The organism is Collimonas silvisoli (assembly GCF_018305005.1).
In the GTDB taxonomy this organism is placed as follows: domain Bacteria; phylum Pseudomonadota; class Gammaproteobacteria; order Burkholderiales; family Burkholderiaceae_D; genus Collimonas; species Collimonas silvisoli.
The window spans coordinates 11,892-28,743 of sequence record NZ_JAGQEG010000014.1 but is presented as its reverse complement, the minus strand read 5'-3'; the positions used below and the strand labels follow the sequence as shown (position 1 = coordinate 28,743).

Annotated in this window: 6 protein-coding genes; 2 read left to right on the top strand and 4 right to left on the bottom strand. The window is 56.7% G+C overall.

The genetic code is table 11. The features are described from left to right. Window positions 1-256: 256 nt before the first annotated feature. Window positions 257-1,009, top strand: a complete 753-nt coding sequence (locus KHU33_RS05360) for an SDR family oxidoreductase (RefSeq protein WP_211461477.1) — start codon at window positions 257-259, stop codon at window positions 1,007-1,009. Between the two features lie 203 nt (window positions 1,010-1,212). Then, the gene (locus KHU33_RS05355; protein WP_211461476.1) at window positions 1,213-1,614 is read left to right on the top strand and encodes a nuclear transport factor 2 family protein; all 402 of its coding nucleotides are present in this window, start codon (window positions 1,213-1,215) and stop codon (window positions 1,612-1,614) included. Window positions 1,615-1,942: 328 nt separating this feature from the next. Here the strand turns inward: KHU33_RS05355 and KHU33_RS05350 are convergent, their stop codons facing one another. From KHU33_RS05350 to KHU33_RS05335, 4 genes are all read right to left on the bottom strand, one after another. Beyond that, window positions 1,943-2,305, bottom strand: coding sequence for a hypothetical protein (locus tag KHU33_RS05350; protein WP_211461475.1), 363 nt, complete (start codon window positions 2,303-2,305; stop codon window positions 1,943-1,945). A 49-nt stretch (window positions 2,306-2,354) separates the two neighbouring features. Continuing rightward, the gene (locus KHU33_RS05345; RefSeq protein ID WP_211461474.1) at window positions 2,355-2,669 is read right to left on the bottom strand and encodes a hypothetical protein; all 315 of its coding nucleotides are present in this window, start codon (window positions 2,667-2,669) and stop codon (window positions 2,355-2,357) included. Between the two features lie 74 nt (window positions 2,670-2,743). Beyond that, window positions 2,744-8,545 carry an RHS repeat-associated core domain-containing protein gene (locus KHU33_RS05340; protein WP_211461473.1) on the bottom strand — a complete coding sequence of 1,934 codons (5,802 nt, stop codon included), beginning with the start codon at window positions 8,543-8,545 and terminating at the stop codon, window positions 2,744-2,746. Beyond that, entirely contained in the window at window positions 8,542-16,830 is an 8,289-nt protein-coding gene (locus KHU33_RS05335; protein WP_211461472.1) for an IPT/TIG domain-containing protein, read from the bottom strand. Before KHU33_RS05335 ends, KHU33_RS05340 begins: the two co-directional genes overlap by 4 nt. Between the last annotated feature and the right edge of the window lie 22 nt (window positions 16,831-16,852).

Sequence of the window (16,852 nt, the reverse complement as noted above, 5' to 3'; positions counted from 1 at the left end):
CCGTCGCTTCGACGAGTGCGCCACTTTACTGGCTGGCATTGGGTAGGACCCGCAGGAACGTACTACAGATCGAGTTGGCCTGAGTGGCGCTTAAACACAACTGATGACTCCCACAGATCAAAGGAGGCAACAACATGACGAATTCGTGAGGCGGTAAGAAGACCGGCTGGGAACGCCCTGTTGGCTTTACAAACGGGCAAGAGCACGGCCTGCAGCAAATTGTGTCATCAAACAAACCAAACAAGAGGAACAGAAAATGAAACTGAGTGGAAATACGATCTTTATTACAGGTGGTGGTTCAGGAATTGGGCGTGGCTTGGCTGAGGCTTTGCACAAACTGGGGAATCAGGTAATCATCTCGGGCCGACGTAAGGGCCATCTGGAGGAAACGACCAAGGCGAATCCCGGAATGCAGTCGGTGGAGCTCAATGTCGAGGATCCTGCGAGCATTGCGGCGGTCGCGCAGAAGCTGATTGCAGAGTACCCAAAACTGAATGTGCTGATCAACAACGCGGGCATCATGCAGATCGACGATGCCGCAAGCGTGGTCGATGAGGGTCTTCTAATGTCGACCATCACGACCAATCTGATGGGCCCGATCCGGATGACTTCGGCGCTGATCGAACACTTGAAGAAACAAGATGCGGCTACTGTCATCAATGTATCGTCGGTGCTGGGGTTCGTGCCATTGGCGATGACGGCGGTGTATTCCTCCACCAAGGCGGCGATACACTCGTACACCCAATCGCTGCGCTACAAGCTGAAAGACAGCTCGGTGAAGGTGCTGGAGTTAGCTCCGCCCTGGGTGCAGACGGACCTGCTAAATAGCAATGACGAACCGCGGGCGATGCCTCTGGCACAGTTCATCGACGAAACGATCAAGGTCCTTGGAACGGATGCGGAGGAGGTGCTGGTGGAGGGAGCAAAAATGCTGCGCAATAACCCTGGGCCTGGCGAGGCTACGTTTGTGACGCAGTTCAACGACATGATGGCGCAACCGCCACATTGATCGGAGATGGTTAGGGCGGGCGACGATGGCGCGTTGTGGCGATCTCCCTTCGGGGCGGGTTCTTTCCGCGCGCCATCGCCGTCCCAATACGGCTGTAGATCAAGCGGCTGTAGATCAAGCGGCGCTGTGATCAGCGAGGCTTTGTTGATAAGCAGTGCGGATATCTCTACGGCAGAAAGCATAACCGTGATTTGGAGAACAAAATGAATGAAACGATTGCATCGAAAAATAAAGCGCTTGTCCTTGAGGCCTTCAATACCTTGTTCAACAAGCGTGATTACGTGGCGTGCGAGCGCTATTGGTCACCCAACTACATCCAGCACAGCGCTCATATCGAGCCCGGTCGCGACGGCCTGTTCAATCTCATCAAAAGCGCTCCACCAACGCTGAAGTATGAACCGGGCGTGATAGTGGCCGATGGCGATTTCGTGATCATCCACGGGCGATTCTCGGGCATGGGCCGGCCGAAGAATTGGATCGCGGCAGACATTCTGCGCATCGTCGATGGCATTCTGGTCGAGCACTGGGACGTCCTTCAAGACGAGGCTTCGCACGAGGAGTCAAAGAGCGGCCTTCCCATGTTCAGCAACAAGTTCGTAGAGTGACACGAAAGGTGAAACAGGAAAATACCAAAATCAATGACTTGGCGGCAGTTTTGCCACAGAAGATGAGGCGAAATGACAGATAAGTTGAGATTTTCTGCGATTCCGCCACAAAAGATGAGATTTTCCGGAAAGCCTACTTTTTAAGCATAATACGAATGAAATTGGACCTATCAGGAATCCAGATAATATTCTGAATTGCCATATTGGGATCGACACTTGGCTGCGTTGCCAGGAGCGCTATCACCTCGGCTGTAAGCACGTTTTCCCGATCCTGATTAAGTCGGAACTACTACAAAACCTGCCGCAGCCATTCGCACTCCTCTTGGCATTACTCCTTCACTTGACTCGCCGAGCTGAAGTGAGTGAGCCTCAACGCCCTGATCCGATCAATCCAACTCGTCACCTCCGCCTCACTATGTTGATGGTCTCTGACACCCTCGAATATCAGCTGATGCTCCATGCGTAAGGCCGTCGGGATGATGCCTTCTTGGTCATCTGTGTTGGTTGTCACCGACAGACGGCGCTTACGCAAGCCGAACTGATTGTACTTTCCGATATCATTCAAATCCTTGTCATTCAAAGGCGCCCACCGAAAAATGGGATGATCCGCATGTGAAGAAATTTGTCCGATGTAAACATTCGAACCGGGATTCGACTCTATCGAAATTCCAGCCTCAGCATAGCGCTCCATTACCCTCCTCCCCTCCCCGATATAGGAGAAGAAAGATCAAAACTACAACCTACATGCGCTTCCATGTGCTGGAATCGTGTAGACGCAGCTTAACAACCAACGAGATAAAAGTGATCACTATGAAAACAATGAACACAATTGCATTGACAGCACTTGGTGTTGATTCCAATTTACGACTAAGCCAAAAGGCTGACCAAGGGATCACTACCCCAAGCAACATAAGAACTAGATGAAGGAAATTTCGGCAGAAACGCACAATTTTCGATGCAGGACGTGCCTTATCTAAGAAACGGCGAGAAAGCAATGCAATCGGCAGTGGAATTCCTGCAATGATGCCCAAGCCGATATGAATCAAGATTTCCAAACTTTACCCCTAGTTATTGCTGTCAACGTTATCTGACTAACCATCAAGAAAACATGGTAACGGCTTACCTTAATTTACTTGCATCCACATCCATCATCCGATGCGGGCAAGAATCCCCCAAGCGGCGTTGGGATTGGTAAATTAGGATATATGGTGGCAGCACCACCGCCAATCGCTCCAGCAACACCTGCTTGATTAATTGCAGCCTTGCTTCCAAATCCATATCTAACAGCTTTTAAGGCTCCTGCCAATCCCGCTCCCCAACCAACTCCGGCCCCAACTCCGGCTATTGCACCTTGTAGCGTTACTTGTTTCCAATTGATACATTTCAAAGATGTGCCTGTGGCGACTTGACTTCCTACGTTACCTGCCCCGCCAATAAACGCCCCCGCCGCCATAGTTCCTAGCGCACCCCAATTCGTGGGAATAGCGCCAGCAACTCCACCAGCCAACGCTCCTACAGCAGCTGCCTCTGCGACTTGCCATCCGTTGGCACCAGAATTAATAGCTTGAACAGCTCCGGCGATGCCGCCAATGGCCGCCCCGATCCCCGCCCCGACACACCACGGACAATTGCCGGTCGGATCGGTATAGTTGATCGGATTCCCATTTGCATAGCTGAACCCGTTCGTTTGTCCCGCATTCCACCCTATCGGGTCCTGCGACACAAACCGTCCCACGGACGGTGAATAATACCGTGCCCGGTAATAATACAACCCGGCTCCATCATTCTCCCGCCCCGTGTACTGCTGGCTATTGTCGTTGGCCCCTACCTGCGTCGTATTGCCATAGGCATCGTAGCTGTAACTTGTCACCGTCGCCTGCGTCGCGTCGGTCGCCAGAATAATGCTGCCTAGAGCGTCGGTCAGCATCGTTTGATTGCCCGCGCTAGTTTGCCGTGCGATCAGATCGTCTGCACCAAGTCCCGTGATCAGATTGGCTGTCACACCAGCACTGCTGCCGGTGCCGCTCTTCTCCTGCACAAAGTTGATGCCATCATACAAATACCCAGTCGAGGTCTTGCCAATCGTCTTACCGATCCGGCTTCCCAATGCATCGTACTGGAAGCTGGCCGTGTTACCGCCGCCGATACTTTGCAGTTGATTTCGCGCATCCCAAGTGTAGATATTGGTACCGTCGCTGGTCAAATTGCCGTTGGCATCGTACGTCAATGTCTGCGCGCCATACTTGATCAATTGATTAACCGCATTAAAACCAGTCGCACTGACCGGCGTGCCTGGATTAGTTTGCGCCAGAGAGCCTCCTATGCTGGTACGATGCCCTATCGTGTCATAGGTGTAACTCAGATCGCCAATGACCGTACCGTTCAATTTCACATAGCTGATCCCGGTTAGCTGATTGCCGTTGTCGTAGCTATAACTCGCGTTGATACCGTTTGCAAATACAAGCTTCGTCAAGCGGTTGGCGTTGTCGTAGGTATAACCGGTGGTTTGCACCACATTGCCGTTGCTGCTGCCGGCCGCCTGCTGGATCTGCGTCAGCCGATCCGCCACGTCGTAGCTATAGCTGATCGTCGGCTGGCCGGTGACCGTCAGCGTCAGGCGCCGTCCACCCGCATCAAACGTCCGGGTAACCGTCCCTTGCGGCGTGGTTTCGCTCAGCGTTCTGTCCAGCAGATCATAACTGCGCGTAATCGTGCCAGAGACTGAATCGACGACCTGCGTGAGCCGGTTGCCATTGTCCCAGGTGAATGCCGTGCTGCTGGCGCTCGTCGTGCCGCTGGTATTGGCGCCGTAGCTGATGCTGGTGAGACGGCCCAGCGCATCGTAAGTGCGATTGGTGATTTGCCCCTTGTTGTCGATGCTCTGGCTTACATTGCCGCCTGGCTCGTACGAGGCAGTCGCCTTGTGCGCCAGCGCATCTGTCATGCTGCTCATCCGGTCACGACTGTCGTAAGTAAACCCAGCGGAATTATTGTTCTCATCGATCTGCCTCAGCACATTGCCGTTGCCGTCGTAGCTGATTTGCGCGACACCGCCCTTGGCATTGGTGATCGCCGTGGCGCGATCGAGATCGTCATAGCCCACATAGGTACGGTTGCCCAGCATGTCCGTCACGCTGGTCGTACGGCCGATAATGTCGGTGTAAGAACTCACCGTGCGTCCCAAGGCGTCGGTCACTGCCTGCAGATCGGCGCCGGCATAGGCGAAGCTGGTGGCATGGCCCAGGGCATCCTTGACGCTGGTGCGCCGGCCCTTGCTGTCGTAGGTCATCACCACCGCATGGCCCAATGCGTCCGTCGCCTGGATCAGGTTGCCCAGGTTGTTGTAGGTCAGCGTCGTGTTGTGGCCGTTCGGATCCGTGATGCTGGTCGGCAGGCTGTAGGTCAGGTCATAGACAATATTGGTTGTGATCGCATTGCTGGTGCCCGACAATTGCGTGATCTGTGTCTTGTTACCCAGACGGTCGTATTGGTACGCCGTCACCCGCCCCATGGCATCGGTGCGGCTGTCGAGCAAATGCGTGGTGCTGTTCCAGTTGTTGCTCGCCGTTTGCTGGAGGGTCGTGCCGAACGCACTGATAACGCTGGTTGGTGCACCATTCGTATCGAAGCTATAGCGGGTGATGGTGCCTCGTTCATCAGTGGCGTCAGTTTGCACGACCGTGTCGAATCCTGCCGTGCTGGTCCCGGTGCCTGTTTGCGACGATTGCAATACATAGCTGAACTGGAAGAAACGCCCATCGGCATAGGTCTGCTTGCTCAGACGGCCATTACCGTCAAAGACATTGGTGGTCTTGACGTTGCCGTTCTTGTCCCTCACCGTCAACATGTTGGTGCTGCTGGTGACGCCACCCACGGAGTGCGCAGGATCAAGCGTCTGGGTGCCGTAGGTGTATTGAGTGGTCTTGCCCAGCGGATCGGTGACCGTGATCAATCGCCCGCTGGCATCGTAGGCATAGCCGACCGTGCGCGCCAGATCATCCTTGACCTGGGTGATGCGATTGCTTGCATCATAGGTCAGGTACACGTTGCGACCATTGGGCGAAATGATCTGCGTCAGATTCGCGTTGGTGCGCACCAGTTGCGTCAGGTTGCCGAAGCGGTCCTTCATGGCCAGCATGGCGCCCTGCCGTGCCGTGCCGCTACCGTCGCCAACACCTGGGAAATAATAGATATCGCCGGTTTTTAAGGTAACGCTCCAGTCGGCCCCAGGATAGGTCGTATCCCATTTCACAATGGCGCCGTAATATGCCGTAGTCGGATCCGACGTACTCTGGAACACCGCATTGGTGTAGCCGGTGCCGCCAGAGACGCGCGTAAAATTAATCTGGCCGCCGTCAGGCTTGATCAGCGAAGCATATGGCAGGATCTGGTCTTTACTGGTGTCGTAGCCACCGGTCAAGAACATGTCGTAGGACAGGTTGGTGCCAACACCGAAGGCACGGCTGACATCGTCGGCCTGACGATAGCTGCGACTGACCCGGATCGGCACGATATCGGCGATCGCCAGATCGGTTTCATTATTCATAAACAGACCGGAATACGTATCGACCGGATCGGCAGTCTTGCATCCACAATCTTTCGGACCGGTCGACGGTGCATTAGTCGACGGCGCAAACGTCGTGATCATTGCCCCTGTAAATTCATAGATCCGCACATTCGCATCCGGCATGACCTGCTTGCCGTCCGCTGTCACAACCCCCTGACCGTATTCAAACCAGCCACGCTTGGCCGCGTCATAATCCCAGAACGTCATGCGCGTGCCGGGCTTGGCGTGCAGATAGTTCGGATAGACGATTTGCGCACCTTTGGCGCTGGCGGCATTGATGCCTTCCAGATGCGAGCCGCCCGGCTGCACCGTGAAATACACTGGCACATTGATATGCGGCAGCGGGAATGGCGGCTGGTTGACCGGCACCGCAGTCATGCTAATTTCGGTCACGATCTTGCCGTTGGCGTCGCGAATGACCATGCCGGCCGGGATACGCAGCTCCAGGCCCGGGATTTGCGGATTGCTCAATACCGTATCGCTTTGGGTCGGCGAGGCAATCTTCAGCGTTTGCGGGTTCAGGCGCGACATCCAGATAATGAACGGCAGCAGATTGGGCTTGCCGGCCTCCACATTAAAACCATATTCATAGCGGCCGTAGTGCTGTTCGCCGATGGTCGCGGATTCGCCGTTGATCACGATGGTCTGGCGTCCCGATGGCACCGGAGAAAGTGTAAATTCACCGTTGTCATCGGTTTTGACTTGCTGCTCTCCTATCGACAGCGTGGCGTTGACCAGCGGCTTGCCATTCAACCGCAGTACCTGGCCGGAGACAGAGGTGACCCCAGTAGATGTCGGCTCGACGTTCGGAATCCGTTTAAGCGCGACGTCGGCAGGTGTCAACGACATCAGTTCCGGATAACCGTACAGCACACGACGCAGCGCAAGATTCTTGGGCAAATGTTGTTGCGAGACATTGCGGTCGCCGCGCCGCCACTGGCCGTAATGGTCGCCAACGCCAGGCACCCACAATTCGCCTTCTTCGGCCATCGCTTCGGTCGTCACCAGGTCATTGGTCGGCGCCTTCGGCGCCGGCACCGGCGCCGCATCCTTGCTGGCAGGGCCAGTGGTGCTGCCGGTTGCAGTGCCGCTGTTGACCGCAGCAGCAGCACCCTGCACCAGGGTGGCCTGGGCGACGGCGGCAGCGGCGCTTGTCGTATTCAGCGCCACGGTCTTGAAACCAACTGCCGTCAGCGGTAATGGCTGACCAAACTGGTCCGTGGCACCCTGCACAAACAAGGTATAGGAGCTGGCGGGCAGCAGTTCCTGTTTCGGTGTCGCAAACAGCAGAACGCCATTGTCAGCGGCTACCGGCAGTACGCCCACCGCGCCGTTCGGCCCCATCAGCGTGACCGTCGCGTTATTGAACGATCCGACTGCCATCTTCTGCGAGAAACGCAGCACAACACGTTGTGCAACCGGTACATTCGTAGCACTACTTGCGGGCGACTGGCCCAGCACAGCTGGCGCCGAGCTGCGATTTAAACCACCGGCAAGTTGCTGAACCTGATCCATCGACAGGATCGAGAATTGGCCGCTGTCGGAAGAATACACTTCCGCTGTTGATTGCACCTGTCCGTTCGCCGTTGTACCGGACCAGATCAATACGCGATTGTCTGGCAGCAGCAAGGCGATTGGTGCGATACGGTCGCTGCCCAGCTTTGCCGTCAGGCGTTCGATCTTGCGCGAGAGGGGATCGTAGACATCCACATCGCGGATCGGATTGCTGCGCGCGTCAACACCGCCTGCCAACAATACACGACCATCCATCAACATGGTCGCACTGTGATCGCTGCGCCCTGCCAGTCCCAGACTGCCGAGGTCGGTGAATGAACCAGTGGCCGGATCGAACAGCTCGGCATCCGCCACTACTCCGCCATGGGCGTCCACACCGCCCAGCACCAGCACCCGACCATCGGGGAGCAGCGTGGCGCTATGGCGTGTACGTGCCAGGTGTAGCGTTGCCGGCAGTACCGTACGTTGACCGTCAACGCCAACCCGCCAGGCCTGGTTACCGGCAGCGCCAGCGCTCGCGCCGCCGATAACCAGCCATTGGCCGTCCGCCAGTTGCGTCGCGCTTTGACCGGCAAGCAGGACCGGTTGCGCTGCCAGCAACCGCGACAGTGCATCGACTGCAGTGCTGTTCATCGTTATTGCAGGCGAAGCAGGCGCCGCAAGCGTCGCCGGCATCGCACCGGCAAATGTCAACGCCAGCAACCAGGCGCCGGCAAGCCGACGCGAACGCAACGGTAGAGTCCCGTGCTGCGTCGTGAAATCTAACGAGTTCTTCATAGTGCTGGTGATATCCGTCATTGTGTTGGGATCAATGGCAAAGTGATTGATATAGGAGATGTTGCGTGTCATGGCGTCAACCTGAATTTCTTGATCGCAAATGTGCCGCTTACAGAAGTGCTCGCACTAGCCGGGTTAATGACCACGGTATAAGTGCCGGTCGATGGCAATCCGGTGCTGCCGGACGACACTTCAGGAATATTCCAATTGGTCGTTCCCGCGCTAATCGACTGACTATTTACCACGACTCCATTGGGGCCGAGTACTGTTAACGTGACCGCGGAGTTGGCGGGGATTGTCGCGAGATTCGATAGCGAAACGTTCAAATACGTACCTGCAGTGCCCGCAAAGGTATAAAAGCCACTTTGCCCGGCCGCTTGAATAAGGGCCAGCGGCACGCCATCAACCGTCAACGCCCCCTTCGCAGGTGACAACAGCTGCAGTGCCACTTGCCCGGCGCTACCGCCATAAGGGGATACGGCTACGGTGTAAGTACCGGTCTGCGTCAGATTGCGGAGTTGCACTATTCCTGAAGGCAAGTCGGCTGCATCGAAATAGGGCGCAGCAACTTGCGACCCGTCTGGGGTGTACACAGTCAGGTACGACCAGTTGCCAGGGAAAGTTGCGCCAGTCCAGATCAGATTGTAGTTATCGCCAGCCGTCGCAGTAAACGTGTAACGGGCATTCTGACCGGCACGTGCTGTCGCAAACGTCGTCGCGGCAGCATTCGATGTGAGTGTACCGCGCACCTCACTCGATAACGTTAACGTCGCTTGCACTGCCGTCGTCGCACTGCCCGGCACCAGCACTACCGTGTACACACCGGCTGCATTCAACTGCGGCAGGACACACCCGCTACTGCTGCTGAAACTACTACAGTCGACCAACGTCGCTCCATTAGGGCCAATGATCGACCAGCTAGCTAAACCGCCGGCTGGAGCGAAGGTGACACCCGAGACGCCCAGGCCGAGGCGCTGACCGACGCTGCCGTTAAACGTGTAGCGGCCCGTGGCACCGGCCACCTGGTTGATCGCCAGCGGTGTTCCATCGACCGTCAACGCCCCCTTTGCGGGTGACAGCAACTGCAGCGCTACCTGCCCAGTTTCACCGAGATAAGGAACAACGAGCACCGTATAGGTACCGGTCTGCAACAAGTTGTTGAGTTGAAGTTCACCGGTCGGGGTGCTCGCACTGACATAAGGATAAGAAGCAACTTGCGAACCATCAGGTGCGTAGACAGTGAGGTACGTATAGGATCCACTGAAAGTAGCCCCCGTCCAGGCCAGGCTGTAGTTATCGCCAGCGGTCGCAGTAAATGTGTAACGGCCATTTTGACCGGCACGCGCCGTCGCAAACGTCGTCGCGGCAGCATTCGCTGTTAGCGTACCGCGCACCTCACTCGATAACGTTAATGTCGCTTGCACTGCCGTCGTCGCACTGCTCGGCACCAGCACCACCGTGTACACACCGGCTGCATTCAACTGCCGCAGGACACAACCGCTACTGCTGCTGAAACTACTACAGTCGACCAACGTCGCCCCATTGGGGCCAATGATCGACCAATTTTCGTAATTGCCAGCTGACGTGAAAGTGACACCCGAAACGCCCAGCCCAAGACGCTGGCCGACGGAACCGTTAAACGTGTATCGACCGCTGGCGCCAGGCGCCTGATTGATCGTGAGTGGTGCGCCATCGACCGTCAACGCCCCCTTCGCAGGTGACAGCAACTGCAGCGCTACCTGCCCAGTTTCACCGAGATAAGGAACAACGAGCACCGTATAGGTACCGGTCTGCAACAAGTTGCTGAGTTGAATTTCACCTGTCGGGGTGCTAACGCTGACATAAGGATAAGAGGCAATTTGCGAACCGTCAGGCGCGTAGACCGTCAGGTACGTATAGGATCCACTGAAAGTGGCCCCTGTCCAGGCAAGGCTATAGTTATCGCCAGCGGTCGCAGTAAATGTGTAACGGCCATTTTGCCCGGTACGCGCCGTCGCAAACGTCGTCGCGGCAGCGTTCGCCGTTAGTACCCCATTCACTTCGCTCGACAACGTCAACGTCGCCTGCACTGCTGTCGTCGCACTGCCCGGCACCAGCACCACCGTGTACACACCGGTAGCATTCAACTGCGGCAGCACGCAGCCGCTACCGCTGCTGAAGCCACCACAGTTAACCAACGTCGCCCCACTGGGTCCAATGATCGACCAACTTGCGGAATCGCCAGTTGGCGTGAAAGTGACACCCGAAACACCCAGACCAAGGCGCTGTCCGACGGAACCGTTAAACGTGTATCGACCGCTGGCGCCAGGTGCCTGATTGATCGTCAGTGGTGCGCCATCGACCGTCAACGCCCCCTTCGCGGGTGACAGCAACTGCAGCGCTACCTGCCCAGTTTCACCGAGATAAGGAACAACGAGCACCGTATAGGTACCGGTCTGCAACAAGTTGCTGAGTTGAATTTCACCTGTCGGGGTGCTAACGCTGACATAAGGATAAGAGGCAATTTGCGAACCGTCAGGCGCGTAGACCGTCAGGTACGTATAGGATCCACTGAAAGTGGCCCCTGTCCAGGCTAAGCTATAGTTATCGCCAGCCGTGGCAGTAAATGTGTAACGGGCATTTTGACCGGCACGCGCCGTCGCAAACGTCGTCGCAGCAGCATTCGCCGTTAGTACCCCATTCACTTCGCTCGACAACGTCAACGTCGCCTGCACTGCTGTCGTCGCACTGCCCGGCACCAGCACCACCGTATACACACCGGCTACATTCAACTGCGGCAGGACACAACCGTTACCGCTGCTGAAGCTATTACAGTTGACCAACGTCGCCCCACTGGGTCCAATGATCGACCAGCTTGCGGAATCGCCAGCGGGTGTGAAAGTGACACCCGAGACACCCAGGCCAAGGCGCTGGCCGACCGAACCGTTAAACGTGTATCGACCGCTGGCGCCAGGTGCCTGATTGATCGTCAGCGGTGCGCCATCGACCGTCAACGCCCCCTTCGCGGGTGACAGCAACTGCAGCGCTACCTGCCCAGTTTCACCGAGATAAGGAACAACGAGCACCGTATAGGTACCGGTCTGCGACAAGTTGCTGAGTTGAATTTCACCGGCCGGGGTGCTAACACTGACATAAGGATAAGAGGCAATTTGCGAACCGTCAGGCGCGTAGACAGTGAGGTACGTATAGGATCCACTGAAAGTCGCGCCGGTCCAGGCCAAACTGTAATTATCGCCAGCCGTCGCAGTAAACGTGTAGTGGCCATTCTGCCCGGCACGCGCCGTCGCAAACGTCGTCGCTGCAGCGTTCGCCGTCAGTACCCCGCTCACCTCACTCGATAACGTCAGCGTTGCTTGCACTGCCGTCGTCGTGCTGCCCGGCACCAGCACCACCGTATACACGCCGGCAGCATTCAACTGTGGCAATACACAACCGCTGCTGGCGCTAAAACTGCCGCAGTTGACTAACGTCGTGCCGTTAGGTGCCATCACCGACCAGCTTATCGGGCCTGCGGCGGATGTGAGGGTAACGCCCAAGCCAAGGCGTTGGCCAATTGCACCGTTAAAGGAGTAATGTCCACTGACGCCCGCCGCCTGATTGATTGCCAGCGGCGCACCGTCGATTGCGATCGTGCCATCCGATGCCACTGCACCAGGAGTCGTTGTTCCAGTCGACGTCAGCCCTAAAGATACCTGACTCAAATTTGATGCATTTGTCTGATACGGATCAACAAAAATAGTGTAGGTACCGGTTTGCTGCAAATTGGTCAATGTCACAGTGGTATTCGTTCCATTACCAAACGATGCAGAACCTACAGTGCTACCATCCGGCGCATACACGGTCACCATGTTATTGGACGTCGCTAACATCGAGCCAGTAATACTGAGAGACAAGTTTTGCTCCATCGTCGCGCTGAACGTATAGCGCCCATTCTGACCTGCCCGTGTTATCAAGAATGCTCGTGCCGGCGCATTCACAACGAGTGTTCCCGTGCTCTCCGTCGATAAGGTCAGATTGGCTGTCAGTGCCGCCATAGCTGTCGATGGCGTCACCAATATGGTGTAAGTCCCGTTCGCCGGCAGTGTAGGCAAATTACAGCTTGTATCCGTCGAAAATCCACCGCAATCGATCAATATCGCGCCGGTAGGCGTCACTATTGACCAGATCAATGTCCCGCCTGTAGGTGTAATGGCGGTATTTGAGATGCCCAAGCCTAACTCTTGACCGGTCGTCCCAGCAAACGTATAGCGACCAGTTGCACCAGCTACCTGGTGGATTGCGAGTGACGTGCCATCGATCGTCACTCCTCCCGTGGACGGCGACAACAACTGCAGCGCTACCTGCCCGGTGTCACCGGGATTGGGGGCGAAGAATACCGTATAGGTGCCAGTCTCCAATAAGTTGTTGAGTTGGATTTCTCCCTTCGGATTGCCCGCACTGACATAAGGAGAAGAGGCAACTTGCGATCCATCTGGCGCGTAGACAGATAGGGTATTGTAATAATTGCTGAATGTGGCTCCCGTCCAGGCCAGGCTGTAGTTATCGCCAGCGGTCGCCGTAAATGTGTAACGGGCATTCTGACCGGCACGTGCTGTCGCAAACGTCGTCGCAGCAGCATTCGCTGTTAGCGTGCCGCGCACCTCACTCGATAACGTTAACGTCGCTTGCACTGCCGTCGTCGCACTGCCCGGCACCAGCATCACCGTGTACACACCGGTTGCATTCAACTGCGGCAGGATACAACCGCTGCTGTTGGTGAAACTACTACAGTCGACCAACGTCGCTCCATTAGGGCCAATGATCGACCAGCTAGCTGAACCGCCGGCAGGAGCGAAGGTGACACCCGAGATACCCAGGCCAAGGCGCTGGCCGATGCTGCCGTTAAACGTGTAGCGGCCCGGGGTACCGGCCACCTGGTTGATCGCCAGCGGTGTACCATCGACCGTCAACGCCCCCTTCGCGGGTGACAACAATTGCAGCGCTACCTGCCCGGTATCACCGGGATTGGGGGTGAAGAATACCGTATAGGTACCGGTCTCCAATAAGTTGTTGAGTTGGATTTCTCCCTTCGGATTGCTCGCACTGACATAAGGAGAAGAGGCAACTTGCGATCCATCCGGCGCATAGACTGATAGGGTATTGTAATAGTAGCTGAATGTGGCCCCGGTCCAAGCCAGGCTGTAGTTGTCGCCAGCCGTCGCAGTAAATGTGTAACGAGCATTCTGACCGGCACGTGCTGTCGTAAATGAGGTTGCCGCAGCGTTCGCCGTCAGTACCCCGCTCACCTCTTTCGACAATATCAATGTGGCCTGTATTGCCGTCGTCGCGCTGCCCGGCACCAGCACCACCGTGTACACACCGGCTGCATTCAACTGCGGCAGGACACAACCGCTACTGCCGCTGAAACTACCACAGTTGATCAACGTCGTCCCATTGGGGCCAATGATCGACCAGCTTACTGAACCGCCAGCAGGAGCGAAGGTGACACCCGAGACGCCCAGACCGAGGCGCTGGCCGATAGAGCCGTTAAACGTGTATTGACCGCTGGCGCCAGGCGCCTGATTGATCGACAGCGGTGTGCCATCGACCGTCAACGCCCCCTTCGCGGGTGACAACAACTGCAACGCTACCTGTCCAGTGCCACCGAGATAAGGGACAACGAGCACCGTATAAGTACCGGTCTGCAACAAGTTGCTGAGTTGAATTTCACCGGTCGGGTTGCCAACGCCGACATAAGGAGAAGAGGCAACTTGCGAACCGTCAGGCGCGTAGACAGTGAGGTACGTATAGGGTCCACTGAAAGTCGCGCCCGTCCAGGCCAGGCTGTAGCTATCGCCAGCGGTCGCAGTAAATGTGTAACGCGCATTTTGACCGGCACGCGCCGTCGCAAACGTCGTCGCAGCAGCATTCGCTGTTAGTGTACCGCGCACCTCACTCGATAACGTTAACGTCGCTTGCACCGCCGTCGTCGCACTACCCGGCACCAGCACCACCGTGTACACACCGGCTGCATTCAACTGCGGCAGGACACAACCGTTACCACTGCTGAAGCCACCACAGCTAACCAACGTCGCCCCACTGGGTCCAATGATCGACCAACTCGCGGAATCGCCAGCTGGCGTGAAAGTGACACCCGAAACGCCAAGGCCAAGGCGCTGGCCGATGCTGCCGTTAAACGTGTAGCGGCCCGTGGCACCGGCCACCTGGTTGATCGCCAGCGGTGCGCCATCGATCGTCAGCGCCCCCTTCGCAGGCGACAAGAGTTGCAGGGCTACCTGTCCGGTACCGCCGGCCGCCGGTACGACGAACACCGTATAGGTGCCGGTCTGCGATAAATTGTTGAGTTGTACTTCCCCCGTTGGATTGCCAGCACCGAAATAAGGCGCAACGACTTGCGAGCCGTCTGGTGCGTAGACATTCAAGTAAGACCAATAGCCATTGAAAGTCGCGCCAGTCCAGGCCAGGCTGTAGTTATCGCCAGCGGTCGCACTAAATGTGTAACGACCATTTTGACCCGCACGCGCCGTCGCAAACGTCGTCGCCGCAGCGTTCGCCGTTAGTACCCCACTCACTTCGCTCGACAACGTCAACGTCGCTTGCACTGCCGTCGTCGCACTGCTCGGCACCAGCACCACCGTGTACACACCGGTAGCATTCAACTGCGGCAGGACACAGCCGCTATTTGTGCTGAAACTATTACAGTTGACCAGCGTCGCCCCATTGGGGCCAATGATTGACCAACTTTCGTAATCGCCAGCGGGTGTGAAAGTGACGCCAGAGACGCCCAGACCAAGGCGCTGCCCAGCTGTACCATTAAAGGTATAACGACCACTGGCGCCAGGCGCCTGATTGATCGCCAATGGTGCGCCGTTGACCGTCAAGGCCGCCTTCGCAGGCGACAGCAACCGTAGCGCTACCTGCCCAGTGCCAGCACTATAAGGAACGATAGATACGGTGTAGGTGCCCGTTTGCGACAAATTATTGAGTTGAACTTCCCCCGTCGGGCTGTCAATACCAAAATAAGGGGATGCGATTTGCGAGCCGTCTGGTGCGTAGACATACAAGTAAGACCAAGTGCCGTTGAAGGTAGCGCCTGTCCAGGTCAGACTGTAGTTATCTCCAGTCACAGCAGTAAATGTGTAACTCGCGACCTGGCCTATCCGGGTCGTCGCAAACGTCGTCGCGGCAGCATTCGGTTTGAGGACGCCAGTGACCGGATTGGACAGCAGCAAACTCATATTCGCGGTGTGACTGCTGTCGATACCGATCAGTATCCGATAGACCCCGGTTTGCGGTAAAGCCGCAAACAAACATTTGTCCACCCCAGATAGAGAGCAAGAACTCACGACGCTGCCAGTAGGAGCATACAGCTGAATCGAGACTGTCCCCGAGCCACTCGGCGCAGGCGCAAACACCGACATCCCGAGGCTAAGCTGTTGGCCGGCGCTGCCGTCAAACAGCAACATCGCATATTTACCGACAGTAGTAATCGCCGGTGTTGCAGCAGCACCGTTGACGACAATGCGCCCAGTAGTCACGACGTCCGTCACCGCGATGCCAGAGGGCACCACAAAGAAATCCGCGCTACTCGTGCCGGTGCCTGCGGCAGTTTGCACGGACACTTTGCCAGATTGCCCTGTACTCGGGACTGTCGCAACAGCTTGACTCGGCGCGGTCACCGCCGTTGTGCTCCCGCTGACACCACCAAAGGACACTTTGTTATTGACCACACCGGCCTGGAAATTCGTCCCGTTGACTGTCACTGCCGTACCTGCCGCGCCAATCGTCGGCGTGAAGCCGGTAATCGTCGGCGCCGATAAATTCGATCCCACCGTAAATGGTTGTGTCGACGTCGCACTACCGTTCGCATTGCTGACGGTTATCACACCTGTTTTCGCCGACGCCGGCACCGTCAACTTGAGTTGCGACGCACTGGCCGAGGTAACGGTTGCGGCGACGCCATTGAAGGTGACTGTGTTTGACGCCGCAGTCGTACTGAAACCACTGCCGTAGATCGTGACATTGGCGCCGGCAACACCGGCAGTGGGCGTGAAACTGGCAATCGCCAGCGTGTTGACCGTGTCGGCCTTGACGGCCGTGATATTACCCGCCGCATCGTAGGCATATTGGGTGCTGCTGCCGTCGGCGGCGACCACCTGCACCAGCCGGCCGAGTTCATCGTAGACATAGTTCGCGCTGGCGGCGTAGGCGCTGCCGGCGCAGGGAAGGAGGATACAGGCCAGGATGACGATCAGCGGACGCCGCAATGCTCGTTGCAAGAACAACGAAACCGCCAAGAAAGTCTCTTGCGCAGCATACTGCACGCGACGTGTCGCCGCGCGGTTCGAATTCGCCATCTACCCTACTCCCTGACTAAAT

Coding starts and splice junctions, on each gene's coding strand:
- KHU33_RS05360 (WP_211461477.1), top strand. CDS start 257: ATGAAACTGAGTGGAAATACGATCTTTATTACAGGTGGTGGTTCAGGA.
- KHU33_RS05355 (WP_211461476.1), top strand. CDS start 1,213: ATGAATGAAACGATTGCATCGAAAAATAAAGCGCTTGTCCTTGAGGCC.
- KHU33_RS05350 (WP_211461475.1), bottom strand. CDS start 2,305: ATGGAGCGCTATGCTGAGGCTGGAATTTCGATAGAGTCGAATCCCGGT.
- KHU33_RS05340 (WP_211461473.1), bottom strand. CDS start 8,545: ATGACACGCAACATCTCCTATATCAATCACTTTGCCATTGATCCCAAC.
- KHU33_RS05335 (WP_211461472.1), bottom strand. CDS start 16,830: ATGGCGAATTCGAACCGCGCGGCGACACGTCGCGTGCAGTATGCTGCG.